Consider the following 24,532-nt stretch of genomic DNA (forward strand, 5'->3'; position numbering starts at 1 on the left):
GGGAAAAAATGAAAAATTTATTAAATCTAATAGTAATTGTGTTGGTGATTTTAGGTTTTAATGCTTGCTCAACCAAACCTACACATATAGAGTTGGTTGTTGAGTCTTCAAATGATTTGAATCCAGATATAAACAATGTTTCATCTCCTTTGATGCTTACTTTTTATGAACTTGAATCTGCGGAGAACTTTTTAAAATATGATTATTGGACACTAATGGAAGAGTCAGGGAAAAATCTAAGTAGAGATCTGATTTCTCAAACAAAACATATTATTACTCCAAATCAAAAACAGACTTACAAAATAAGATTTGATGCAGATAGTAGGTTTTTAGGAGTTGTTGCACAATTTAGAGATATTCAAAATAATACAAATTGGAAACAAGCAATAAACTTAGAAGAGGATTCTTATAACTATAGCGAACTAAAATTAAAAAAATTTACAATTGAAAGAGTTGAATGATGCAAAATAGAGTAGTATGGAGAGAAGGGTTATTTTTAAGACCACAACATTTTCAACAAAATGATAGACATGTTAATTATCAGCTAATGACAAGAACAATTCAGTCAAAACCAAATAGTTGGGGTTTGTATAACTTGTCTATTGATGAAAACCTATTAAATACAGGGAAAATATCAATAAAAAGTATTTCAGGAATTTTGCCAGATGGTACCCTTTTTGATATAAACTCAAAAAATCAGCAGTTGAGTTTAGATATAAAAATAAATGATGCAAATAAAATTGTATATTTAGTTTTACCTGCATTTATTCAAGATAGTGATGAAGTTCATTTTGAAGAACAAAAAAATCTACTAACTAGATACAGTGCAAAGGTTATTAATAATGTGCCAAATACAAATTCAGGGGAATCAAGTATTAGTGATATTCTTATTGCACAACAAAATTTTAAGTTAGTAACTCAAGATGGAATAAATGACAATTATATAAAAATGGAGATATTAAAAGTTGGAAATGTCTTAACAAGTGGTGTTGTCTCTCTTGATGAAAATTTTAGTGCTACATTTTTACATTTTAATAATTGTGAAGGTTTGGTTTCAAAAACGAAAGAGCTTTTAAGTATGATCTCTTATAGAGCTGAAAGATTGGCAGATACCTTAAGTGATACAACTTTACAGGCAACTGAATTGGGCAACTATTTAATGCTTCAATTGCTTAATAAAGCTGAGGCAAGATTGAACTATTTTCTTACTCAAGATAAAGTTCATCCAGATTCTCTATTTTTAGAGTTGATAACTTTAAGTGGCGAATTATCTGTTTTTATGAAAAAAGAGAAAAGATTAAGTGCTCAAATTGTATATAACCATAATGAACAGTATTCAAGTTTTATTAGAGTTTTTGATGAAATAAAATCAATGCTTTCAATGGTATTAGAGCAAAATAGTATATCTCTTCCTGTTGAAAAAAGAAAATATGGTATATATATTGCATTAATTAAAGACAAAAATTTAATAAAAAATTCTACATTTATTTTCTCTGTTTCAGCTGATGTTCCTGCTCAAAAAATTAAAGAAGTACTTCTTAATAGTTTAAAATTAGGAACAATTGAAACAATAAAAAAGCTTGTTAATTTCCATTTAGTTGGATTTAAAATCAGAGCATTATCAACTCCACCCAAAGAGATACCTTTTAAAGTAAATCATCTATATTTTAGTATTGAGTTAACAAAAGAGAATAAAGATGAATTATTAAAATCTACTGGTTTTGCATTCTATTTATCTTCGGAATTATCAAATGTAGATTATTCAATCTGGGCAATAAAAGATAATTAGAAAGAAGAAAAAATGAGCAATAAAACTATTTTAATAACAAATGAAAACAACAGAAGTAACTCTTTAACAAATTTTAGTAGAGTTGATATGACTCCCCATGATAATTTTAAAAAGCAGACAAGTACATTTAGGAGAAATAATTTAAAAAATAGATTTAATGAGTTTGATATAAGTTTTAATCCCTTTATTAGTTCGGCTTCGCCCATTATTACTTATGCTTTAGAGGTTTGTGAATTTCCATCGGAAAATATTGATATGGATGAAGTAAGGGAAAACTGTATATCTAAAATAAATCACTACTCTGAGACTGCTTTAAAATATGGTATTGAAAATACTGAAGTTTTAGTAACTAGATATATTATATGTACTTTTGTTGATGAGTTGATGAATATTAATTATTCAACAACTCAAAATAGCTGGTCAAGTAATAGTTTATTGAATATTTTTCATAGAGAAACCTATGGTGGCGAGAATTTTTTTCATCTTCTTGATAAATTTCTAAAGACCTCTGCAAAATATATTCATATTTTAGAGTTAATGTATATCTGTTTAGCTTTAGGTTTTGAAGGGAAATATAGAGTTAGAAGTAGGGGAGAAGTTGAATTAAGTAATATAAAAGAGAGTCTTTTTAGACAAATAAAAATGGTACAAGGCAAAGATCCTTTTACTTTTTATACTATTCAAGAACCATCAAAAGATAGATATAGACTTTTTAATAAAGTACCCTATAGTCTACTTTTTTTAGGTGTTTTTCTTTTCGTTTCAGTGATTTATTCAATCTTTACCTATGCTTTAAATGAACAAAATAGTGATTTTTTAAATTTCATTGATAATAAAAAAATTGTAATTGAGACTTTAGAAGGAAAGAAATAGATGAAAAAGAGTATTTTTAAAAGGGTCTCATTTTGGATTTTATTTAGTGCCTTTCTTATTTCACTATTTGTAATTTTTGCAACACCGTATCTCTTTGAATCATACAAGGATTTAAACTTTAGACTTCTTGTTGCTTTTTGCATATTTTTTGGAACAATAATTATTCTACTATTGGCTGTTCTTTTTAAAAAGGAGGAGACACAAGATGCAATAAAAGAGAAAAAAGAGCAACTTGAGTTAGAAAGAGAGTATAAAAAAGTAATAAATGAAAAGAAAAAAGATTTAAGAAGCAAGTTTTATGAAGCAATAGGGATTATAAAAAAGTCTTCTTTATATAGAAGTAAAAGAAAAGCAAAATATGAACTTCCTTGGTATTTAGTTGTTGGTAATAGTAACGAAGGGAAAACTACACTTTTGGAATCATCAGGGCTTAGTTTCCCTTTAAATGTTGATTATAGTAATAATGAAGTAGTTGAAGAAAAAAATACAAACTCATTTCAATGGTATTTTGCAGAACACTCAGTATTTATTGATATGCCAGGAAACTATATTGAACAAAAACAGAATCCTGAAGATCCAATAATTTGGAAAGAGTTTTTAAGGATATTTACAAAAAAGAGATGGAGAAGACCAATCAATGGAATAATACTTCCAATAAGTGCCCAAACAATAATAGAAAAATCAGAGTTGGAGCTTGAACAATATGCAAAAGATTTAAGAGATAGATTTGATGAGTTATCAAAGGCTTTTATGTCTTCAGGTATTCCTATCTATTTGATTTTTACAAAAAGTGATAAGATTGAAGGGTTTAATGAGTATTTTTCAACCCTTACAGAAGAAGAAAAAAATGAAATATTAGGAATTACTTTTGATAGTGAAAATAGAAATATTGATTCAACAGTTATAAAACCTCTTTTGGAAGATTTAATAAAGAGGTTAAATAGTTCTGTTTTAGAAAAACTTCATTATGAGTGGGAAGAGAAAAATAGAGGTAAAATCTTCTCTTTTTGTGAAAATTTTTCAAACTTTTTTGAGAAGGCAAATCTGTTTATTGAGATGTGTTTTTCTCAAACAAGATATAGAAAACCACTTTTATTAAGAGGAGTATATTTTACAAGTGTTCCTGGAAAAACCAATGAATATGCACTTATTCCTAAAAACTCTTTAGAGTATTCAAGAAGCAATACAAAAGGGCTTTTTATTAAAAAACTTCTTAATGATATTATTTTCCCAGAGTCAGAAATAATTAAAATGGATGATAATTACAAAAAGAAAATAAAGAGAGATCAGCGGATAACATATGGTGTGACTCTTCTTTTTATAACTTTTTTTAGCATCTTTATTATACAAGATTTTATTTATCATAATAACTTACTAACTAAACTTGAAAAAAATTATGAAATATATTTGGATAAAAAAGAGAAGATTGTCCCAAGTGATGATTTTGTAGAGATTTTAGAGACTATAAATAAACTAAATGATATTAAGAAATATAATGATAGTAATACTTCAAGTGATTTTTGGAAAATTCTATTTTTTAGAGTTGATGAGAGAAAAGCAAAATTAAATCAACTCTATCATACTGACTTGGTTAAACTTTTACTTCCAAGAATTGCAGCTCTTATCAAAAGTAATATAAAAGCTGAAATTAATGATTTTGATAAGACATGGGATAATACAAAAGCCTATATTATGTTAAATCAAATTAATAGAATCGATGCAGAATTTTTATCAGAATATGTTGCTTTTTACTTAAATAAAAAATATGCAAATATGCCAGATATACAAAAATATTTAAACTATCATTGGCAAAATCTTTTAAGTCTTGGTTTTAACTCTTATGAAATAGATACAAAAACATTAAAATTTGCAAGAAGTAGATTAATCAAGTTTGGGATAGAACAACTTGCCTATAAAGAGATAAAAAATCAAGTTGCACAAAAAAATTTAAATGATTTTATCTTTGCTAATGTACTAGGAAACAATGTCTCTTCATTCGGTGGGAGTAATTATGTTATACCTGGATTTTATACAAAAAAAGGGTATAAGATTATGATAAATGAAGGTAAAGATTTAACTTCTCAAGTTCTATTAAATAACTGGGTTTTAGGGGAGAGAACTGATTTTACCACATTAGAAATTTCAGATTATTATAAAAAAATTCTCTCTTTTTATTTTAATGACTATAAAAACTATTGGAATAAAGCCTTATCTGAACTAAAAATTGAAACGTATAGTTCCATAATTGATTTAAACAATCAATTATCACTTTTAAGTTCTGCTGATTCACCAATAATTAGTATACTTACTGCTTTAAAAAAGAATACTCAACTTTATACTCCTGAAGAGGAACTTCAGATGAAATCTGATGATAAAGTTAAAAATGCTGTTGTAAATAGAGTTGCCTCTGGGCAGTTGACAAGAATTGCTGCAAATAAAATTGCGAATAGTTCAATATCTATTATGGATAATACTAGTGTAAAAAGTCTTAGAGAATTTTTTAAACCCTATAATGTACTACTTGATGATGAATTCCAAGCAAGTAGTATTTTAAAAGATCCAATTAGTAAAATTAGTAATACTTACCAATTAATGACATCAATTCAAGGGGCAATTACTCCAGATTTTGACTCTTTTAAAATTGTTAAAGAGAGAATTGATGGAAAATTACAACCTATTGTTGTTCCTTTGAATTTTTTACCAATTCATGTAAAAAAATGGTTTACTTTTGTTTTACAAAGTAACTGGAATCATCTTTTAGTAAATGCAAAAGCTTATATAAATAAAAAATACAAAGATGAAGTATATTCATTTTATGATAGTAGATTAAAGAATAAATACCCTTTTAATAAAAAAGAGACTAACACCTTTGTTAAGTTAGATGATTTAAGTGATTTCTTTAGAAAATCTGGTGTAATTGATAGTTTTTATAATAACTATCTTTCAAATTTTGTAACAGTGAATTCAAATACATATGAATATGGCAATAAAAACTTAGATGGTAGTATGATGAATATTGATAAAAGCATACTCCAAGGAGTTCTAAGAGCATATAAAATTAGAAGTGTATTCTTTAAAAACAGTGGTACATTAGGTTTTGATATATCACTTAAACCAAGGGATTTAAGTGGAAATCTTGCAACAATGTTTCTTTTTTATGACAATCAATCAATCTATTATGAGCATGGACCAATAATAAGTAAAAAAATTTATTGGCCACCAAAAACTCAAAATAGCGTAGTGAAGTTTAAACTTTATGATCTATCAAATGGACTTGTCACCCAAGAGTATATAGATAATGACTGGAGTTTATTTAAGTTACTTGATAACTTTACTTATAGTTCTTCAAAAAGTAATGAGGCTGTAATAGTTTATAAAAAGGGAGAATATGATGGTTCTTTCTTTATTAAAGGTTCAGCAGTTGATTTCTTTGGTGGGAATGACTCTTTGTCAAGATTTTATTTGAGTGAGAATTTATAATGTCTTTTAAAAGCTTTTATTTCACACATCCAGGTCATGTTAGAAAAGTAAATGAAGATGCTTTTTATACTTGTGATGAAAAAGGTTTATGGATTGTATGTGATGGAATGGGTGGTCACGATGAAGGTAATTTTGCAAGTCATTTAGTTACTGATATTTTTGAAGAGTTTGAGCTTAAAGGTTCTTTTGAAGATAGAATTGTTTTAATGTGTAAACAGTTAAAAATTATTCATACTTTACTTCAAAATAGAGTGGATAAATTAGGGAATGATGTTCAAATAGGAACAACTCTAATGTTACTTCATATTTACGAGAATAAAGGAGTTTGTATTCATTCTGGTGATACTAGATGTTATAACCTAAGAAACAATATATTAAGTACTGTAACAAAAGATCATGCAATAGAGATAGATGATTTTTATGGATATAGAAGAGTATTAACTTCAGCATTAAGTGCTCCTGGTGATTTAAAAATAGAAGTAACTAGATTTATAGTACATCCTGAAGATGTATATCTTTTATGTAGTGATGGTTTATATGATAATGTAGCAAATCAAACAATAAAATCATCAATGGAAAAAGAACCACTTAATTTGGGTATTGATATTTTGAAATTTAATGTTTTATCTTCAGTCGCAGATGACAATATAACTGCAGTTTTAATTGGAAAATAATGAATTTAATAGAAGAGATAACTAAAAATAGTATAAAGAAAAAAGAGAAAATTAAAAAAAATAAAGGAGTATTAAATAAAAGATATTTCTGTGCTGAAGAGTTAGCAAAAGGCGGATTAAGTACTATTTATAAAGGGATTGATATATATAGTGAATATTTTGGCAAGGATTCAAATATTGTAATAAAAATACCATCTGATGAATTATTAAAAAAAGATGATATTTGTGCTTTTACTTATGCTGAGTATAATTTTCTAAGAAGATTAAATCATGATAATATTGTAAAAGTATTAGATTTTGGAATTGATAGAAAAACAGATATTCCATACTTAGTATTAGAGTATATTAATGGTATGTTGTTAAGTGAAATACCATTAGAAAGAATGAGCCTTTCTGTAAAAAATCAAGTATTTAAATCTTTGCACAATACTTTGAAATATGTACACAGTAAAAATATAATTCATGCAGATATAACTCCAATAAATATAATTTTAAATGATGCAAATTCTCCTATAATATTTGATTTTGGAATTTCACAAAGTGTTGAAGAAGAGAGTTTTACATTAGAATATAAAAAGGTTAAAGCATTTAATCCTAAATATTCTGCACCTGAATTAATACAAGATATTGAATCTAAACCAACAATGTATTCAGATATTTTCTCTTTTGCTTGTGTGATGTATGAACTTTATTCTAACAAACAACTATTTAAAGAAAGCTCTTTAGAATTATTAGAAAATCCAATAAAAATGAGAGATTTGTCACAAGTACCACTTTCATTAAAGAGATGGTTTAAATATGCATTAAATGCTATTCCAGAAAAAAGATATTTAAAAAGACATTATAAAATATAATAAAAAAGATAATAAATTTAATTTTTTATAATAATTTTAATTATAATTAAATTATTAATTAAGTAAAATACATTACAAATTTTTTATAAGGAAGAAGAATGAACAACCCAATTTTTATTACGATTAAAGGTAGTACTCAAGGTTTAATTACGCAAGGTACTTTTACACCAGAGTCAATAGGTAACTCTTATCAAAAAGGTCATGAAGATGAAGCACTAATTAAAGGTTTCTCTCATAACATTAGTATTCCAAGAGATCCACAATCTGGACAACCATCTGGGCAAAGAGTACATGAACCATTTGTAATATCAAAACTATTTGATAAATCATCACCTCTTTTATACAATGCATTGACTAAGGGAGAAACGCTAACTGAAGTAGAATTGAAATGGTATAGAACAAGTTATGCTGGAAAACCAGAACATTATTTTAGTATAGTATTGGAAGATGCAGTAATCGTAAATATCGATTCTTTTATGGATAATGAAGAAACTTTAAATAAAAGTCAAGTTGCACCTCTTGAAAGAGTATCTTTTGCATATAGAAAAATTACTTGGAGACATGAAACTGCAAGTACTTCTGGTGAAGATGATTGGAGAATAGGTGTAGGATTAAGTGCATAATTCAGCACACTTTTAAAGAGGCAGTTTTTAATTGCCTCTTCTTTTTTATTTAGTATAGAGTAATAAATCAAAAAAATAATTGTTTTATAGTAAATATATCATAAAAGAAGAGAATATAACTATGTCAGAGAAACTAAAAGAGAGAGAAGAGAGAATAGAAGAGAGCATAGCATTAAAAGAGTTAAGAAGAGAAGTAAGACAAGATATAAGCTGTAGATTAAATCTGCTAAATTATAAGAATAATGATACAGTAGGTGTGTATGATGGTAATTATAGTGTCTATAAATTAAAAGGGAATAGTAGTGTAAATAATCCATATATGTTTAACCTAGTGTTTGTAAGTGATGAATTTATAAATGTAGAAGATATAGTAGATACAGATGTAGAACTAAAACTAACAGATGAAGTAAATCCTTTAATAAAAAAAACAATCTATGGGAAAGTCTTTAAAGCTAAAGAAGATAGTGTAGTATCAAGGAAATACCTCTACGAAATACAAATAGTAAGCCCCCTTTATTATCTAGGATTAAATAATAGATATGAGATATTTCATGAGAAAAAAGTAAGTGATATAATAAGTGAAATCATAAATAGATATGCACAAATATTAAATCTAAAAATAGATGTAAAATTAGATTTGATAAAAGCACCAATAAGAGAGTATGTAACCCAATATAACCAAAGTGATTTAAAATTTATACAAATGCTTTGTGAAGAGGAGGGATATAGCTTAATAATAGATTACTCTTCAAATAACCCATATACAATAACTATCTGTGAATTAAATGAACATGCAACAGTAAAAACCTATTCTTCAACTTGTAGCTTTAATCATAGTAAAAAATTTGTAGCTTCTTATAGAATAGAAGATTTCTATGATAAAGATAAACCCTCTTTAGAATATAAAATATCAAATGGCTCAACAATGAGCTCTAGTGTAGAAGATAATGAAAGCACAAGACAATTAAGAGTAGATATAAAAAAACAGAACCTAAGAGATAAACTAAACTTGTTAGATGAATCACTCTTTAAAGATCTTACAAGATACAATAAAATAGAGTCTCAAAGAGAATATGTAAAATCAAATGAGATAGATGGAACTTCCCAAGAGCTTAATATACAAGATTCTTTGTGTATAGCCCTAGAAGATGAGAAAGCAAATAAAAAGATAGACTCAATAATATTAGAAGTAAAATATGAAGGGTTTTTTCCAAATGCCTTGGATGAATATAAACAGAGTATAAATGATATAGTAAAACATCAACTTCAATATGAGATAAGCTTTAAAGCAATACCAAAAGATATAATATATAAACCACCATATACAATAACTAAACCAAGAATTCCAGGAATTCTAACAGCAAGAGTGTCAAATGGAGAATCAAATACAAAAGATTTCGTAAATACAATAGATGTAGATGAACAAGGAAGAATAAAAGTACTGTTCCACTTTGAGACAAATCAAACCTCTTCTTGTTACCTAAGATTGTCAAACTTTTACTCAGGAACAAACTTTGGATCTCAGTTTTTGCCAAGGGTAAACTCAGAAGTGATAGTAAGTTTTATAAATGGAGACCCAGATCTGCCAATCATAATAGGAACCTTGCATAATGGAGAGAATAAAAATCCCTATAATCTGCCAAAAGAGAAAACAAAGAGCTTTATAAAGACATATTCTATTCCACAATATGAAGATAAAGAAGGATATAACGAAATAGCCTTTGAAGATAAAAGGGGAGATGAGAATCTATCTTTACGAGCACAAAAGGATATGAATACCTTAGTATTAAATGATGAATTCAAACATATACAGAATAACTCTAAGACTATTATTGATAATGATAAAGAGGAGACAGTAGAAGCTAATTCTACATTAACAGTAAATAAAGATTATACCCAGAATATAAAAGAGAATCAGATAAATACAGTAGAGAAAGAGAAGATTACAACTGTTCAAGAGGATTATGAGATATTTGCAAATAAAGACTTAAACACAATTGTGAAAAATGATATGAAAACTATTATTGAAAATGACATGATAACAAGGATAAAAGGAACTTCAATAGAGTATGTGGAAAAAGATGTAAAAAAGAAGTATCTTGAAAATCTTTTTACCCAAGTTGGAAAAGATTTTAGACTTGATGTACAAAACAATTATCACCTTAAAAGCAACAATATAAAACTAAATGCAGAGATTATTGAACTAATAGGAGAAACAGGAGTAACCCTTAGATGTGGAGGAAATGTATTGACTGTAAATCAAGGTGGAATACACTTAAAATCTTCAAATATAGATACAACTTCAAGTAATGGTGGCGTTAATGCGCAAGATGTATCTAAACCACTAATTAAAAAACCTTTATATGAAAAAATAAGAGTTATATCATTAGATGTAGATATAGCAAAACAAGCAGATATAACTGATGTTTTAACTTTTACAGCAAGAGTAGAAAAATATCAAAATGATGCTTGGGCTGAAACAACAGATTTAAATGAAACACAACTTTCTCAACTGCAATGGTACTTTATAAAAAACAATAATGAAAGTGATAGGGATATTATCACAGATAATCCAACAGATGATAATATAACAATAAATGGTCTAACTATGACAGTAAATGTGCAAGAAGATAACATCTATAAATGGGGACATGGTCATTGTTATGTAGTAAATAGTGAAAAGGAAGGTTACACAAAAAGTGAGCTAAAAAGATATCTTGAAGTTGATGATATAAGAGGCTCTTATCCTTCAAATGAAGAGGGAAAATGTGAAGCAATACTAAATATTAAAGAACCAAGAGAAGATGAGTTAGCTCAGATTAGATGGACAGTTGAGGGAAGAGAAGAATCTAAATACAATGGTAAAAAAGAGATAACTCATAATCTAAAAGAAGAAAAAGTGCATGAGATAAACTTTACAGCTTATATTGATGGGAAACCTGAAGATGCTGCAAGAGGTAGATTATATTATGATGAGAATAAAGAACAAGAAGTTAAAAATAATACTAAATAATATTTATATATAATATAAAGAAATATATGAAGGACTTACTTTGCAAAGAATAAAAACAGTATTTATACTATTAATTTTAATAAATATAATAAGTGCGAATGAGATAAAAAAAGAGAATTATCCTATTTTACAATGTAATAAAGATACTTATACTACACAAGATTTAGACACATATAACCAACTAATAAAAGATGGTGAAATCCAAGGCTATAACTGTATAGGTCTTTATTATATGAGGGCAAAAGATTATGATAAAGCAGAAGAGTATTTTAATAAAGGAAAAGATAAAGGAAGTATTGAATCTTATGCTCAACTTGGTAGCTTATATTCTAGTTTTTTAAATGATAAAGAAAAAGCTATTGAATACTATACGATAGCTGCAAATAAAGGTCATGGTAAAGCTGCTCATAATCTAGGTGTAATATATGATAAAAGATTTAATTTTAAAGAAGCGATAAAATGGTATGAAAAATCTTTTGAAAAAGGGGATACTTTCTCTTTGCTTGCAATTGGACATATCTATAGAAAGCAAAAAAACTTTGATGAAGCTATTAAGATTTTTAAGAAAGCTGGTGAGTTGGGAGAAAGTGAAGCTTATCATAGTTTAGCAATAATTTATAGAAGAGAACAAAGTATTAAGAATCTAATAAAGTCAAAAGAATATTATTTAAAAGCAATAGAAATTGGAAATATTGATTCTGTTTGGGGACTTGGAACTTTGTATGAAGAAGATTTAAAAGATTATCCCAATGCAATAGTTTGGTATAAAAAAGGTTTTGAACTAGGGAGTAAGGAGTCTGTAACAAGGTTAGGTCTAATTTATGCAGAAAAGTTTAAAGATTATAAAAAAGCTATTAAATGGTATAAAAAAGGTTTCGAAGAACTTGGTTGTATTGAATGTGGTTCTGATATAGGATATACATATCAAATAGATTTGAAAGATTATGAAAATGCAATTAAATGGTATACAAAAGCCTATTCTTTAGGAAGTGGAAAAGCTGCTAATAATTTAGCTTATATTTATAATTACGTATATAAAGATAAAGATACTGCAATATCTTGGTATAAAAAAGCTGCAAAGCTTGGATATCAAAAATCAATAAATAAGTTAAAAGAGTTAGGAGTACCTTATGAGTAATGATATTACAATAGGAAGAGCCTACTTTAAAGTTAAGGATAGCATAGTGAAACAAACTCTAAAAATTCTCTTCCTAACACTAAGCGTATTTCTATTTACTGCTTATGCAGATGAAAAGAATATAGAACTGAAAACAAGTTCTTACAATATAGAAAAGTGTAATAAAGATACTTATACTACACAAGATTTAGACACATATAACCAACTAATAAAAGATGGTGAAATCCAAGGCTATAACTGTATAGGTCTTTATTATATGAGGGCAAAAGATTATGATAAAGCAGAAGAGTATTTTAATAAAGGAAAAGATAAAGGAAGTATTGAATCTTATGCTCAACTTGGTAGCTTATATTCTAGTTTTTTAAATGATAAAGAAAAAGCTATTGAATACTATACGATAGCTGCAAATAAAGGTCATGGTAAAGCTGCTCATAATCTAGGTGTAATATATGATAAAAGATTTAATTTTAAAGAAGCGATAAAATGGTATGAAAAATCTTTTGAAAAAGGGGATACTTTCTCTTTGCTTGCAATTGGACATATCTATAGAAAGCAAAAAAAATATGATAAAGCAATAGAAACTTTTGAAGAGGTAGGAAAACTTGGAAATTCAAAAGGTTATGATAATTTAGCATTATTTTATATGATTGAAAAAAGTCATCTAGATTTTCAAAAAGCAGAAGTATACTTTTTGAAAGCTATTGAGATGGGGAATATTGATTCTGTTTGGGGACTTGGAACTTTGTATGAAGAAGATTTAAAAGATTATGATAATGCAATAAAATGGTATAAAAAAGGTTTTGAACTAGGAAGTAAGGAGTCTGTAACAAGGTTAGGGCTTATTTATGCAGAAAAGTTTAGAAATTATGAAAATGCAATTAAATGGTATAAAAAAGGTTTTGAAGAATTAAACTGTATTGAGTGTGCATCTGATATAGGATATACATATCAAATAGATTTAAAAGATTATGAAAATGCAATTAAATGGTATACAAAAGCCTATTCTTTAGGAAGTGGAAAAGCTGCTAATAATTTAGCTTATATTTATAATTACGTATATAAAGATAAAGATACTGCAATATCTTGGTATAAAAAAGCTGCAAAGCTTGGATATCAAAAATCAATAAATAAGTTAAAAGAGTTAGGAGTACCTTATGAGTAATGATATTACAATAGGAAGAGCCTACTTTAAAGAAAATGATGGATTACATCTAAATGAGTATTGTTCCAGAGTGGATGAGGGTGCATTAAAAGAGGATAGAAAAGTTAGAATTGCTTATATGATAATTTCTAATTTAGAATCAAAAGATTTAATTGCAGATAAAAAAGATAAAGAAAAAATTTTAAAAAAAGTAAAAGAGAATTATCAAAAATATCTAATAAGAGCAGTAAAACAAGAGAGTATAAAAGATGGTAAAAGTCTAACTTTTAATCAACTAAAAGATAGAGGTGAACAGGAAGTAGATAAAAAATTAGTTTTTTTATCTACGATATCCCTGTTTTCAACAAAATCTTATGGCACAGTATTAAAAGCTGATGAATATGCAAATGCCTATAATAAAAAGTTAGAAGAAGATTTAAAAGAGAAAAAAGAGGATATTAGTACCACCTCTTTAGTATTTACTTTTGATAGCTCACAAAGATTACTATCATATGAAAAAGATAAACAAGATGGATTAGAAGATGATGAACAAGCTTATATTATAATCTCTATGCCTTATGTTTATAATTTAGTTAAGGGTTCAAATAAACAAGAATTAGAACTTACATATTATGAAGATAGAGTAATAGCTTCTTTTATGCCAGAGCTTATAGTAGAGTATGGAGTTTTTTTTGATGGTACAAATAATAATATCTATAATATTGATTTTTATAGAAATTTTAATGAGTTTTTAAAAAAACCTGTCAAATATATACAAGATAATAAATCTAATATTGATGAACTTGGTGCAAGGGGAAAACCAGATGATCAACATAAAAAAATTGAAGAATATATTCTTTCAACTCCTAACCCAAAGATTTCAAATGAGGTAATTATTTTACTTCTTTCTCAAATGGATAAAGCAGAGAAACCTATAAGATATTTTGATGATAAATCCAATCTATCTTTAGATGAAAAAGATATTCTAAAAAGTACAAAAGCAAATCATGCAAAAAAGGTTTTTGATTTCTTAGTTGATATAAAAGACTCTTCTAAAAAAATAGAAGAAAAAGATATTGCTAATTTTGTAAGAGAAAAAATACTTGTAGATGATGATGAAGGAAGTAGTTATGTAAATGGAGAATCAAATATCTCTCGACTTTATAAAGTCTATGATGCAGATGATGTAAAAAATAGTATTGATGTGGCTGCAACAACTAGATTTAAACTGTATGAAAGTGGCTCAGGTACTTATAATCCTTTTGTAGAAAAAGATTATGAAGGAGACTCTGTATGGGGCTTAGGCTTAGCTATTGGAGAGACAGGGATAAAAGCTCATATTATTTATAGTTGTATAAAAATTATAGAACAGCTTCAAGCAGCTTCAATAAAACGGATAGATGAACTAGTTTTTGATGTATTTGGTTTTAGTAGAGGAGCTGCTACAGCAAGACATTTTGTATGCTCTATTTTAAAAGAGGCTGATATTATCAAACCTTCAAGAAGAGAGTACACAATCTCTATGAAAGGAGATAAAGATATTTTTTATCCTTTTTTTGGGGAGAATGGTTATGTAAATATTGCTGAAAAACTTTTTTTTAATCCATTTAGAACTGATGTAAAAGAGGGACAATTAGGTAAAAAAAGAGTTTCAAATCCATATTATAAAAAAGAGAAAATAAGAATTGATTCTATCTCTTTTAGGTTTGTTGGATTATACGATACAGTTTCACACTATGGCTTAACTCAAGATGATGATTCTAAAGATTTAAATTTAGACTTTTATAAAGATGGAAATGATAAAAAAGTAGGGCAGGTTGTTCATCTAATGGCAGATGATGAATATAGATTTAATTTTGATGCTTATTCTATTTTCCCTACTATAAATAAAAGTTTTAGGAAACAGGATAAAAAGTTATGCAAAGGTGGTTACAAATTTGAAGAGTACTATATTCCAGGAGCCCATGCAGATATTGGAGGTGGGTACAATATCTCAAATGAAACTATTTTTATAGCTAAACAGTTATCAAAAAGTTCAGAAATTCCTACTGAATTAAAAAGTAAAATAATAGCTTGGAATAAAAAATATAGTTGGTTAAATTCTGATAATTTTACTATATCAACAATAAATAGAAAAAAAGATTTTGAAAATTTAGAAAAAGATGGTTTCTATTATATTTCAAGATTCTTACCAAATAGTTCACAATATATTATATATGTTTATATGCATAAAGCAAAAGTTTCAAATAAATATGAGTATGTGGCTTTAAGGCTAATGCACAATCGTGCTATCTATCAAGATGTAACTGAAAAGTTAGTGGACAAAAAAGATATTAACCCTTTTGAAAGAGTCCCTTTAGGAGATCTATCTTCATATAGATTTTCTGATAGTGATACTCTAATAGAGGCATCCACGGCTTTAGAAGAGAATAAGGAGCTAAAAATCTATAAAAAAGATCTATATCAAAAATTAAAAGATGATTATCTTCATCACTCTTCAAAAAATGATAGTTTTGTAAATAGAGCTTCAAATGAAGAGAAAGAAAATAGTGATTTTTATGGCAGAAGAGTAATTTATACTGCATCTGGTTCAAAGTTTACAAGGGTTTAGGGAAATATTATGTCAGAGAAACTAAAAGAGAGAGAAGAGAGAATAGAAGAGAGCATAGCATTAAAAGAGTTAAGAAGAGAAGTAAGACAAGATATAAGCTGTAGATTAAATCTGCTAAATTATAAGAATAATGATACAGTAGGTGTGTATGATGGTAATTATAGTGTCTATAAATTAAAAGGGAATAGTAGTGTAAATAATCCATATATGTTTAACCTAGTGTTTGTAAGTGATGAATTTATAAATGTAGAAGATATAGTAGATACAGATGTAGAACTAAAACTAACAGATGAAGTAAATCCTTTAATAAAAAAAACAATCTATGGGAAAGTCTTTAAAGCTAAAGAAGATAGTGTAGTATCAAGGAAATACCTCTACGAAATACAAATAGTAAGCCCCCTTTATTATCTAGGATTAAATAATAGATATGAGATATTTCATGAGAAAAAAGTAAGTGATATAATAAGTGAAATCATAAATAGATATGCACAAATATTAAATCTAAAAATAGATGTAAAATTAGATTTGATAAAAGCACCAATAAGAGAGTATGTAACCCAATATAACCAAAGTGATTTAAAATTTATACAAATGCTTTGTGAAGAGGAGGGATATAGCTTAATAATAGATTACTCTTCAAATAACCCATATACAATAACTATCTGTGAATTAAATGAACATGCAACAGTAAAAACCTATTCTTCAACTTGTAGCTTTAATCATAGTAAAAAATTTGTAGCTTCTTATAGAATAGAAGATTTCTATGATAAAGATAAACCCTCTTTAGAATATAAAATATCAAATGGCTCAACAATGAGCTCTAGTGTAGAAGATAATGAAAGCACAAGACAATTAAGAGTAGATATAAAAAAACAGAACCTAAGAGATAAACTAAACTTGTTAGATGAATCACTCTTTAAAGATCTTACAAGATACAATAAAATAGAGTCTCAAAGAGAATATGTAAAATCAAATGAGATAGATGGAACTTCCCAAGAGCTTAATATACAAGATTCTTTGTGTATAGCCCTAGAAGATGAGAAAGCAAATAAAAAGATAGACTCAATAATATTAGAAGTAAAATATGAAGGGTTTTTTCCAAATGCCTTGGATGAATATAAACAGAGTATAAATGATATAGTAAAACATCAACTTCAATATGAGATAAGCTTTAAAGCAATACCAAAAGATATAATATATAAACCACCATATACAATAACTAAACCAAGAATTCCAGGAATTCTAACAGCAAGAGTGTCAAATGGAGAATCAAATACAAAAGATTTCGTAAATACAATAGATGTAGATGAACAAGGAAGAATAAAAGTACTGTTCCACTTTGAGACAAATCAAACCTCTTCTTGTTACCTAAGATTGTCAAACTTTTACTCAGGAACAAACTTTGGATCTCAGTTTTTGCCAAGGGTAAACTCAGAAGTGATAGTAAGTTTTATAAATGGAGACCCAGATCTGCCAATCATAATAGGAACCTTGCATAATGGAGAGAATAAAAATCCCTATAATCTGCCAAAAGAGAAAACAAAGAGCTTTATAAAGACATATTCTATTCCACAATATGAAGATAAAGAAGGATATAACGAAATAGCCTTTGAAGATAAAAGGGGAGATGAGAATCTATCTTTACGAGCACAAAAGGATATGAATACCTTAGTATTAAATGATGAATTCAAACATATACAGAATAACTCTAAGACTATTATTGATAATGATAAAGAGGAGACAGTAGAAGCTAATTCTACATTAACAGTAAATAAAGATTATACCCAGAATATAAAAGAGAATCAGATAAATACAGTAGAGAAAGAGAAGATTACAACTGTAAAAGAGGATTATGAGATATTTGCAAATAAAGACTTAAATACAATAGTAAAAAGAGATAAAAAAACATATATAGAAGAAAACTTATCTTTATCAATACGAAATATACTTTTAAAATATATTGAAAAAGATGTAAGTGATAAATACCTAGAAAACCTTTTTATCCAAGTAGCAAATGAGATGGGAGTAGATATAAGTAATAGTTTTCATCTAGATACTACAAATGCCCTTTTTGAAGGGATAAATGAGATAACCCTAGAAGCTAGTTCAGGAATAAGTTTAAGATGTGGAGGAAATGTAGCTACTGTGGATAGTTCAGGGATATTTTTTCATACTTCAAATTATGTTAAGAATTCTCCTAATAATGGTGTTGAAGGTGCAGAGGTAGTGGTTGAAGGTGATATTATCAATCCAAGGATTACAAATCACTATTCAACTGCTATTTCAAAACAGCTTGAGCAAATACTGTATATGCAAGCAGATACAACTCTCAAAAATGGTAGAAGTGTAAAAGTAACTATTCAAGGTCTTGATAAAAATGATGAAGTGATAGCTCAAGAAACTAAAACAACCACAGTCAATAAAAATAAAATAATTCAAGAGTTTGATACAAAACAATTAAAAAAAGCTCATAATCTTGAAGAGGATGATATAGTAAAATATACAGGAGAATTCAGTGTCTAAACCTATAGAAATCAAAGTATTACATGATGTTGTTGTACCAAAAGTAATAAATATTTTTATACTCGTACCTGGGACTACTGATCCAGTAAATAGCTTTGTAAATATCCAACATGATCCAAAAAAGAAAAATAGATTGGGTTTCGATGAAACTACGCATAGAGCAAATAGTTATGATTCTAAATCTCAATATTGGGATGATAAATTTTATCAAGATATGAAAGATTTAGAAAAAGCAGATAAAAATATCATAGTCTTTGATAAATTTGGCTGGAGTGGAGATAACTGTGTAAGTAATCGTGAGATTGCAGGAAAATATCTTGTTAGACGATTATGTATGAAAGATAAATACAATCCACAAGGCTACTATGAAGGATTAGATGATGAAGTGGTGTATTTTCATCTAATAGGACATTCTCATGGAGGAAATGTAATAAATGAGATGACCAAAGAGATGCATAGCTTACCTCAATGGCCACAAAAATGGAAAGTAAAATCTATCATATACCTTTCAACTCCTTTTTTTAAAAAACTGCATCAAGTAAAGGTGACTGAAAAAATATTTCATAAAGAGGCAAGCGTATTACATGTGTATAATGACTATGATCTTACTCAAAACTTTTTAGCTGATTTTTCACTCTTTGATTTATCACTTATTCAAAAAGTTTTAGAAGAAAAAAGAGTTCTATCAATTAGAGGTCTAACTCCTACTAATGAAGCAGACAAAAAAGGAGAGCTTATCCAAGAGGGTCTAATTGAACAAGCAAAAAAAGCTCTTGAATCAATACCCACTGATAAATTTTCTGATTTGTGGTTAAATCACCAAGAGGGAGAGTGGCTTTATTCGAGAACAATACGTTTTTTGGAATCTGTTGAAAGTGTATTTACTGGGGAGGAAGAGGAATCAAAAAATTCAAAAAACAAAACTGATAAAGGTATCTTTGAAGCCCTAAAAGAACTCAATAATGAAATAGAATACAATGTATCAGACTTTTTAAAAGAAACCATTCCAAAAGGGCTACTCAAAACCAAAAGACAAATCCTAAAAGATGATGTGTATCAAGAACTATTGAGTGCTTTAGAAGAGATTTTAGAAGGGATTAGAGCTTTAAAAGCAAAGTTTGAAGATACGAAAAGAAAAGTGGAAGAAGGGAAAACTAATTATAATAGATGGGGATTTATCCAAGATTTAAACGGCTCAAAACAGCTAATTGAAACCCTTACAGCATTTTTAGATATAGATGAAGATTCACTCGTATCTAGTCGTTCTAATTCTTTATGGAATATTTTATTTAAAATCTTAGATCATAATATTGACCAGTTTGATAATACCTATGTAGATCCAATAGTACAGTTTCAAGGGACGTTTTTACAAGATAGACTAGAAGTCTTGGATGTCACCAAAGAAGATGAATACGACAAACGCACAGCCCAAACAGAACCAGAGGGAAAAATCACTCAAGCAATCATACTCTCAAACACTACACCACTATATGGTATGCAACAGCAAATGCAAGATATAATGAATCCTGCAATTTTTTCAAAAAGATACTATACTCTTTTGGATAAAATAAAAGAGCTAGAAACCAACTATGAAGGTAATCCAGATCAAACTAATCTGATGAAAATACTCTTTACGCTTATAGCACATAGTCCTGTACATACTCTTATTGATAAGTGGGCAAATACTGGAATTTGGATAGCTGAAGTGATGATGAACAATGAAGTAGAACAAAGCTTGGATAGATTTAAACAAACTATGAATAAACTAAAAAGAGTTTTTAATAAAAATTTTGTAGGAAATCTAGAAGCTTTTAATATGGGACAACTCATTTATTTCTTGCAAGAATCCCACTCTACAAGCAGACGTTGGCTACACTTCGAAGTAGAAGAGTTTATAAAAAAAGTTATGGAGCATAAATGAGAAAGATACTTTTAATATTGCTTTTAAATATCTCATTTATTTTTAGTAATGATAGCTTTATAGATATATGTAAAAATCCAACACCTGAACAAAAAATGACTATCAATGCGATGGTAAATGCATATAATGAATTTAAGGAAGAAAAATTTAAGATTAATATAAATAACCCTGAAATATGTGAAGAATTATATGATAAATATAATAATGGCTTTAAAGCTATAGTGGGTCAGGGTATGAGCGACATTACATTTTTAAAATATTTCGATTGGCTTACTCATTTAAATCTAAGAGATAATAACATCACCGACATCACCCCCCTAAAATACCTCACCAAACTCACTAAATTAAATTTAAGTTCAAATAAGGTTTCAAAAGGGGTTGAAAGCTTAGAAAATTTACCTTTAAAAGAGTTGAGTATTGATATTAATGATAATATTGATTTAAAATATATAGGAAGGATTAAAACTTTAGAAAATTTATCTTTATTTTATGGGAAAAATGCCCATGCTTTAAATAAGCTAACAAATTTAAAAAAATTAACGTTATTATCTGTAAAAATGAGTAGTTTATGCGATATAAAAGATTTACAATCTTTAGAGCAATTAACATTATTTGAGAATAATCTAAAATCATTAGAATGCATTGACCAATTTCCAAATTTAAAAAAACTTAGAATTGAAAGAAGTCTAATTACAGATTTAACTCCTTTAGTCAATGCAAATAGTATAGAAGAATTTCATTTTTATGAAATGCCTGTTGAAGATATAAGTCCATTAGCTAAGATGAAAAATCTACGCTCAATATTGTTTAGTAAAACAAAAATCAAATACCTAAGCCCTCTAAAAGAATCCAAATCAATTCAATTTGCTGAAGATACGAGAGAAAAATTCATTGAAGAGTATTTTAATCGTTCCCTTGCAGGATGCTCTCCAAAAAGTATGAAAGAAGTGCGTGAAGGAAAATCATGTTTTGAAGCAGATGGAAAAACACTCAAACCTTTTTGGAAAAGATGGTTAGGGATATAGAATCCCATTCTACGAGTAGACGTTGGCTACACTTTGAAGGAGAAGAATTTATAAAAAAGGTGATGGAACATAAATGAAAAAGATACTTTTAGTTTTACTTTTAAATATTTCATTTCTTTTTAGTAATGATAGCTTTATAGATATATGTAAAAATCCAACACCTGAACAAAAAATGACTATCAATGCGATGGTAAATGCATATAATGAATTTAAGGAAGAAAAATTTAAGATTAATATAAATAACCCTGAAATATGTGAAGAATTATATGATAAATATAATAATGGCTTTAAAGCTATAGTGGGTCAGGGTATGAGCGACATTACATTTTTAAAATATTTCGATTGGCTTACTCATTTAAATCTAAGAGATAATAACATCACCGATATAACCCCTCTAAAATACCTCACAAAACTTACCAAACTAGAATTAAGTTCAAACAAGGTTTCAAAAGGAGTGGAAAGCTTAGAAAATTTACCTTTAAAAGATTTAAGAATCGATGTTACAAATGATACAGATTTAAAATATATAGGTAACATACAATCTGTGGAAAGGTTATCTATTTGGGGAGGGAAAAATTCAAAATTTCTTGGCAACTTAACAAATTTGAGAGTTTTGTCAATAGCATCAGTAGATATTCAAAGTTTATGTGATTTAAAAGATTTAAAAGCCTTAAAAAGTTTAGATTTGAGATGGAATGAGAGTTTAAAATCTTTAGAATGTATCGATCAATTTCCAAATTTACAAGAACTTACTATTAAAGGAACTCCAATCACAGATTTAACCCCTTTAGTCAATGCAAATAGTATTAAAAAGTTCCATTTCCATGATATGCCAGTTGAAGATATAAGTCCATTGGCAAAAATGAAAAATCTTGAATCAATCCTTTTTACAAAAACAAAAATCAAATATCTTAGTCCTCTAAAAGAATCAAAGTCAATTAAATTCGCTGAAGATTTAAGTGAGATGTTTATTGAAGAGTATTTTAATCGTTCTCTTGCAGGATGTTCTCCTAAAAGTATGAAAGAAGTGAGAGAAGGCAAATCTTGTTTTGAAGCAGATGGAAAAACACTCAAACCTTTTTGGAAAAGATGGTTAGGACTATAGAATCCCATTCTACAAGCAGAAGTTGGCTACACTTCGAAGTAGAAGAATTTTTAAAAAGGTTGGGAGCAAAAAGATGATGAGTAAATATATATGGCTTATTTTAAAATTTATTATTAGTGGAATCATATTATACGTAATGTACCTCGATATTATATTTATTATTGGATACGATGAGTTAGAAAAAATTGTAAAAATGGATACAGATGAATTGATGGACTATACTCCAGAGTTAGGTTTATTTAATTTAGGTTTTTTTGCTTTTGCAGGGGTTTTAGAATTTATTTTATTTTTTGACAAAATTTTTTTATTCCTTTTTCCTTTTTTAATTATAATATTGAATAGTATACTAGGAGTTCTTATTTTTTTAGCAGTTCTTATTTTTAAAGAAAAACTTAAAATCTTGATTATATCAAGTGTAATATTATTTATCTGTACTATGATAATATTTAATGGTATTTAATTTCAAAAGAATCTTTGAACTGGCAGATTTAGCTACAAAATTACAAAATATATTCAAAGAAAGAGAATTTGGAGGAATTATTGATACTTCTCATAAACTAACCACAAAACAATTAGAAGATAATGCAGATGATAATCCTTATAATGATACACTTCTTAGGGGAAGTATTCCATATCTACTTATAGAATCCCATTCTACAAGCAGAAGTTGGCTATATAAAGAAGTGAAAGAGTTTTTACAAAGAGTTGGAGCAAAAAGATGAGAAGAATATTTTTAGGATTTTTTATTTGTAGTTGTTTTTTATTTGCAGGAGATTTAGCAAAAGATAAAGGGGGATTTATGCAGATGTGTAATAATCCAACACCTTCACAAAAAATTACATTTGAAGCATTAGCTAAAGATAATAGAGTAAAACTTGATAAAGATATGTGTGCTTATCTTTATATATGGACTGATACAAGTGGTTTTTTACCTGCCTATGATAAAAATAATACTATAAAAATCACAGATTTATCTCCTTTAAAGTTCTTTTTAAGTCTTACCTCTCTCTTCCAAATCATCAAATCAAAGATATTTCAATTTTAAAATATCTTACAAAACTAAAAGAGCTTAATTTAGATGGTAATCCTGTAAGTGATTTGAGTGCTTTAAAAGATTTAAAGTATTTAGAGGATTTAGATCTTTATAATACACAGGTTTCAGATTTATCTCCAATAAATAATATTAAAACTTTAAAAAGTTTATCATATGGTTATATGAAAGATATTGATACCATAGATATATCTCAAATCAAAGATTTAACAAACTTAGAATATTTAGGACTAGGAAATGTAAAAGTTAAAAATTTTCAAATGATTAATAATTTTATTAATCTTACAAACTTTAGTCCTCCTAGATCTATTACAGTGGAAGACATGGGTACTTTAACAAATCTTAAAAAACTAAAGAGATTAGATTTAGATAGTGCTAAGTTTATAACAAATATTGACTTTATATTAAATTTCCCAAATATAGAACATCTCTTTTTAAATAAAACAAATATAAAAGATATATCTGTTTTAAAAAAACTACCTAAGCTAACTATCCTTAATATATCAGGTACACAAGTTACAGATGCAAGTGGAATAATGGCAAATACAGATATAGATCCAAAGTATTTAACCTTTACTGCAAGTAATACACAACTTAGATGGTGTTCTCCTAAAAATTCTCAAGATATAATAGATGGTAAATCTTGTTTTGAAAAGGATGGTACACTCAAACCTTTTTGGAAAAGGTGGCTAGGATTATAAATATTTATAA

19 protein-coding genes are annotated in these 24,532 nt (G+C 27.6%); all 19 read left to right on the forward strand.

From position 1 onward, the window contains the following. Positions 1-8 precede the first annotated feature (8 nt). The 19 genes from tssJ to AEBR_RS05035 all read left to right on the forward strand — a co-directional run bounded on the left by tssJ (position 9) and on the right by AEBR_RS05035 (position 24,522). Positions 9-461, forward strand: coding sequence for a type VI secretion system lipoprotein TssJ (gene tssJ, locus AEBR_RS04945; RefSeq protein ID WP_129088131.1), 453 nt, complete (start codon positions 9-11; stop codon positions 459-461). Next, complete coding sequence (gene tssK / locus AEBR_RS04950) at positions 461-1,789, forward strand: type VI secretion system baseplate subunit TssK (protein WP_129088130.1); 1,329 nt, start codon at positions 461-463, stop codon at positions 1,787-1,789. Before tssJ ends, tssK begins: the two co-directional genes overlap by 1 nt. A gap of 12 nt (positions 1,790-1,801) precedes the next feature. Continuing rightward, positions 1,802-2,662, forward strand: coding sequence for a type IVB secretion system protein IcmH/DotU (icmH, locus tag AEBR_RS04955; RefSeq protein WP_129088129.1), 861 nt, complete (start codon positions 1,802-1,804; stop codon positions 2,660-2,662). Beyond that, positions 2,663-6,142 (forward strand): type VI secretion system membrane subunit TssM, encoded by a 3,480-nt coding sequence (gene tssM, locus AEBR_RS04960; protein WP_129088128.1) that lies wholly within the window; start codon positions 2,663-2,665, stop codon positions 6,140-6,142. It begins immediately after the preceding gene. Next, positions 6,142-6,816 (forward strand): PP2C family protein-serine/threonine phosphatase, encoded by a 675-nt coding sequence (locus AEBR_RS04965; protein ID WP_128981806.1) that lies wholly within the window; start codon positions 6,142-6,144, stop codon positions 6,814-6,816. Before tssM ends, AEBR_RS04965 begins: the two co-directional genes overlap by 1 nt. Next, complete coding sequence (locus AEBR_RS04970) at positions 6,816-7,670, forward strand: serine/threonine-protein kinase (RefSeq protein ID WP_129088127.1); 855 nt, start codon at positions 6,816-6,818, stop codon at positions 7,668-7,670. Before AEBR_RS04965 ends, AEBR_RS04970 begins: the two co-directional genes overlap by 1 nt. Positions 7,671-7,768: 98 nt before the next feature. After that, on the forward strand, positions 7,769-8,293 hold the full coding sequence (locus AEBR_RS04975; protein WP_129088126.1) for an Hcp family type VI secretion system effector: 525 nt from the start codon (positions 7,769-7,771) through the stop codon (positions 8,291-8,293). 121 nt (positions 8,294-8,414) lie between these two features. Continuing rightward, positions 8,415-11,306 carry a type VI secretion system Vgr family protein gene (locus tag AEBR_RS04980; protein WP_172658851.1) on the forward strand — a complete coding sequence of 964 codons (2,892 nt, stop codon included), beginning with the start codon at positions 8,415-8,417 and terminating at the stop codon, positions 11,304-11,306. Between the two features lie 40 nt (positions 11,307-11,346). Further along, the gene (locus AEBR_RS04985) at positions 11,347-12,444 is read left to right on the forward strand and encodes an SEL1-like repeat protein (RefSeq protein ID WP_129088440.1); all 1,098 of its coding nucleotides are present in this window, start codon (positions 11,347-11,349) and stop codon (positions 12,442-12,444) included. Further along, positions 12,437-13,606 (forward strand): tetratricopeptide repeat protein, encoded by a 1,170-nt coding sequence (locus AEBR_RS04990; protein ID WP_129088441.1) that lies wholly within the window; start codon positions 12,437-12,439, stop codon positions 13,604-13,606. The genes AEBR_RS04985 and AEBR_RS04990 overlap by 8 nt, the downstream gene beginning before the upstream one ends. Continuing rightward, positions 13,599-16,196: a T6SS phospholipase effector Tle1-like catalytic domain-containing protein gene (locus tag AEBR_RS04995; RefSeq protein WP_129088442.1), complete on the forward strand. Its 2,598-nt coding sequence runs from the start codon at positions 13,599-13,601 to the stop codon at positions 16,194-16,196. Before AEBR_RS04990 ends, AEBR_RS04995 begins: the two co-directional genes overlap by 8 nt. 9 nt (positions 16,197-16,205) lie before the next feature. Beyond that, positions 16,206-18,719, forward strand: a complete 2,514-nt coding sequence (locus AEBR_RS05000) for a type VI secretion system Vgr family protein (protein WP_172658852.1) — start codon at positions 16,206-16,208, stop codon at positions 18,717-18,719. Then, complete coding sequence (locus AEBR_RS05005) at positions 18,712-20,640, forward strand: lipase family protein (RefSeq protein ID WP_129087193.1); 1,929 nt, start codon at positions 18,712-18,714, stop codon at positions 20,638-20,640. Before AEBR_RS05000 ends, AEBR_RS05005 begins: the two co-directional genes overlap by 8 nt. Then, the gene (locus AEBR_RS05010; protein ID WP_129087194.1) at positions 20,637-21,665 is read left to right on the forward strand and encodes a leucine-rich repeat domain-containing protein; all 1,029 of its coding nucleotides are present in this window, start codon (positions 20,637-20,639) and stop codon (positions 21,663-21,665) included. Before AEBR_RS05005 ends, AEBR_RS05010 begins: the two co-directional genes overlap by 4 nt. Positions 21,666-21,738: 73 nt before the next feature. After that, entirely contained in the window at positions 21,739-22,770 is a 1,032-nt protein-coding gene (locus AEBR_RS05015) for a leucine-rich repeat domain-containing protein (RefSeq protein ID WP_129087195.1), read from the forward strand. 76 nt (positions 22,771-22,846) lie between these two features. Then, on the forward strand, positions 22,847-23,230 hold the full coding sequence (locus tag AEBR_RS05020; protein WP_129087196.1) for a hypothetical protein: 384 nt from the start codon (positions 22,847-22,849) through the stop codon (positions 23,228-23,230). After that, positions 23,220-23,492 carry a hypothetical protein gene (locus AEBR_RS05025; RefSeq protein ID WP_129087197.1) on the forward strand — a complete coding sequence of 91 codons (273 nt, stop codon included), beginning with the start codon at positions 23,220-23,222 and terminating at the stop codon, positions 23,490-23,492. Before AEBR_RS05020 ends, AEBR_RS05025 begins: the two co-directional genes overlap by 11 nt. Then, positions 23,489-23,815 carry a hypothetical protein gene (locus AEBR_RS05030; RefSeq protein WP_129087198.1) on the forward strand — a complete coding sequence of 109 codons (327 nt, stop codon included), beginning with the start codon at positions 23,489-23,491 and terminating at the stop codon, positions 23,813-23,815. Before AEBR_RS05025 ends, AEBR_RS05030 begins: the two co-directional genes overlap by 4 nt. Further along, positions 23,809-24,522 (forward strand): leucine-rich repeat domain-containing protein, encoded by a 714-nt coding sequence (locus AEBR_RS05035; RefSeq protein ID WP_323807952.1) that lies wholly within the window; start codon positions 23,809-23,811, stop codon positions 24,520-24,522. Before AEBR_RS05030 ends, AEBR_RS05035 begins: the two co-directional genes overlap by 7 nt. Positions 24,523-24,532 lie beyond the last annotated feature (10 nt).

The organism is Halarcobacter ebronensis (assembly GCF_013201825.1).
Lineage (GTDB): Bacteria > Campylobacterota > Campylobacteria > Campylobacterales > Arcobacteraceae > Halarcobacter > Halarcobacter ebronensis.

Coding starts and splice junctions, on each gene's coding strand:
- tssJ (WP_129088131.1), top strand. CDS start 9: ATGAAAAATTTATTAAATCTAATAGTAATTGTGTTGGTGATTTTAGGT.
- tssK (WP_129088130.1), top strand. CDS start 461: ATGCAAAATAGAGTAGTATGGAGAGAAGGGTTATTTTTAAGACCACAA.
- icmH (WP_129088129.1), top strand. CDS start 1,802: ATGAGCAATAAAACTATTTTAATAACAAATGAAAACAACAGAAGTAAC.
- tssM (WP_129088128.1), top strand. CDS start 2,663: ATGAAAAAGAGTATTTTTAAAAGGGTCTCATTTTGGATTTTATTTAGT.
- AEBR_RS04965 (WP_128981806.1), top strand. CDS start 6,142: ATGTCTTTTAAAAGCTTTTATTTCACACATCCAGGTCATGTTAGAAAA.
- AEBR_RS04970 (WP_129088127.1), top strand. CDS start 6,816: ATGAATTTAATAGAAGAGATAACTAAAAATAGTATAAAGAAAAAAGAG.
- AEBR_RS04975 (WP_129088126.1), top strand. CDS start 7,769: ATGAACAACCCAATTTTTATTACGATTAAAGGTAGTACTCAAGGTTTA.
- AEBR_RS04980 (WP_172658851.1), top strand. CDS start 8,415: ATGTCAGAGAAACTAAAAGAGAGAGAAGAGAGAATAGAAGAGAGCATA.
- AEBR_RS04990 (WP_129088441.1), top strand. CDS start 12,437: ATGAGTAATGATATTACAATAGGAAGAGCCTACTTTAAAGTTAAGGAT.
- AEBR_RS04995 (WP_129088442.1), top strand. CDS start 13,599: ATGAGTAATGATATTACAATAGGAAGAGCCTACTTTAAAGAAAATGAT.
- AEBR_RS05000 (WP_172658852.1), top strand. CDS start 16,206: ATGTCAGAGAAACTAAAAGAGAGAGAAGAGAGAATAGAAGAGAGCATA.
- AEBR_RS05010 (WP_129087194.1), top strand. CDS start 20,637: ATGAGAAAGATACTTTTAATATTGCTTTTAAATATCTCATTTATTTTT.
- AEBR_RS05015 (WP_129087195.1), top strand. CDS start 21,739: ATGAAAAAGATACTTTTAGTTTTACTTTTAAATATTTCATTTCTTTTT.
- AEBR_RS05020 (WP_129087196.1), top strand. CDS start 22,847: ATGAGTAAATATATATGGCTTATTTTAAAATTTATTATTAGTGGAATC.
- AEBR_RS05025 (WP_129087197.1), top strand. CDS start 23,220: ATGGTATTTAATTTCAAAAGAATCTTTGAACTGGCAGATTTAGCTACA.
- AEBR_RS05030 (WP_129087198.1), top strand. CDS start 23,489: ATGAGAAGAATATTTTTAGGATTTTTTATTTGTAGTTGTTTTTTATTT.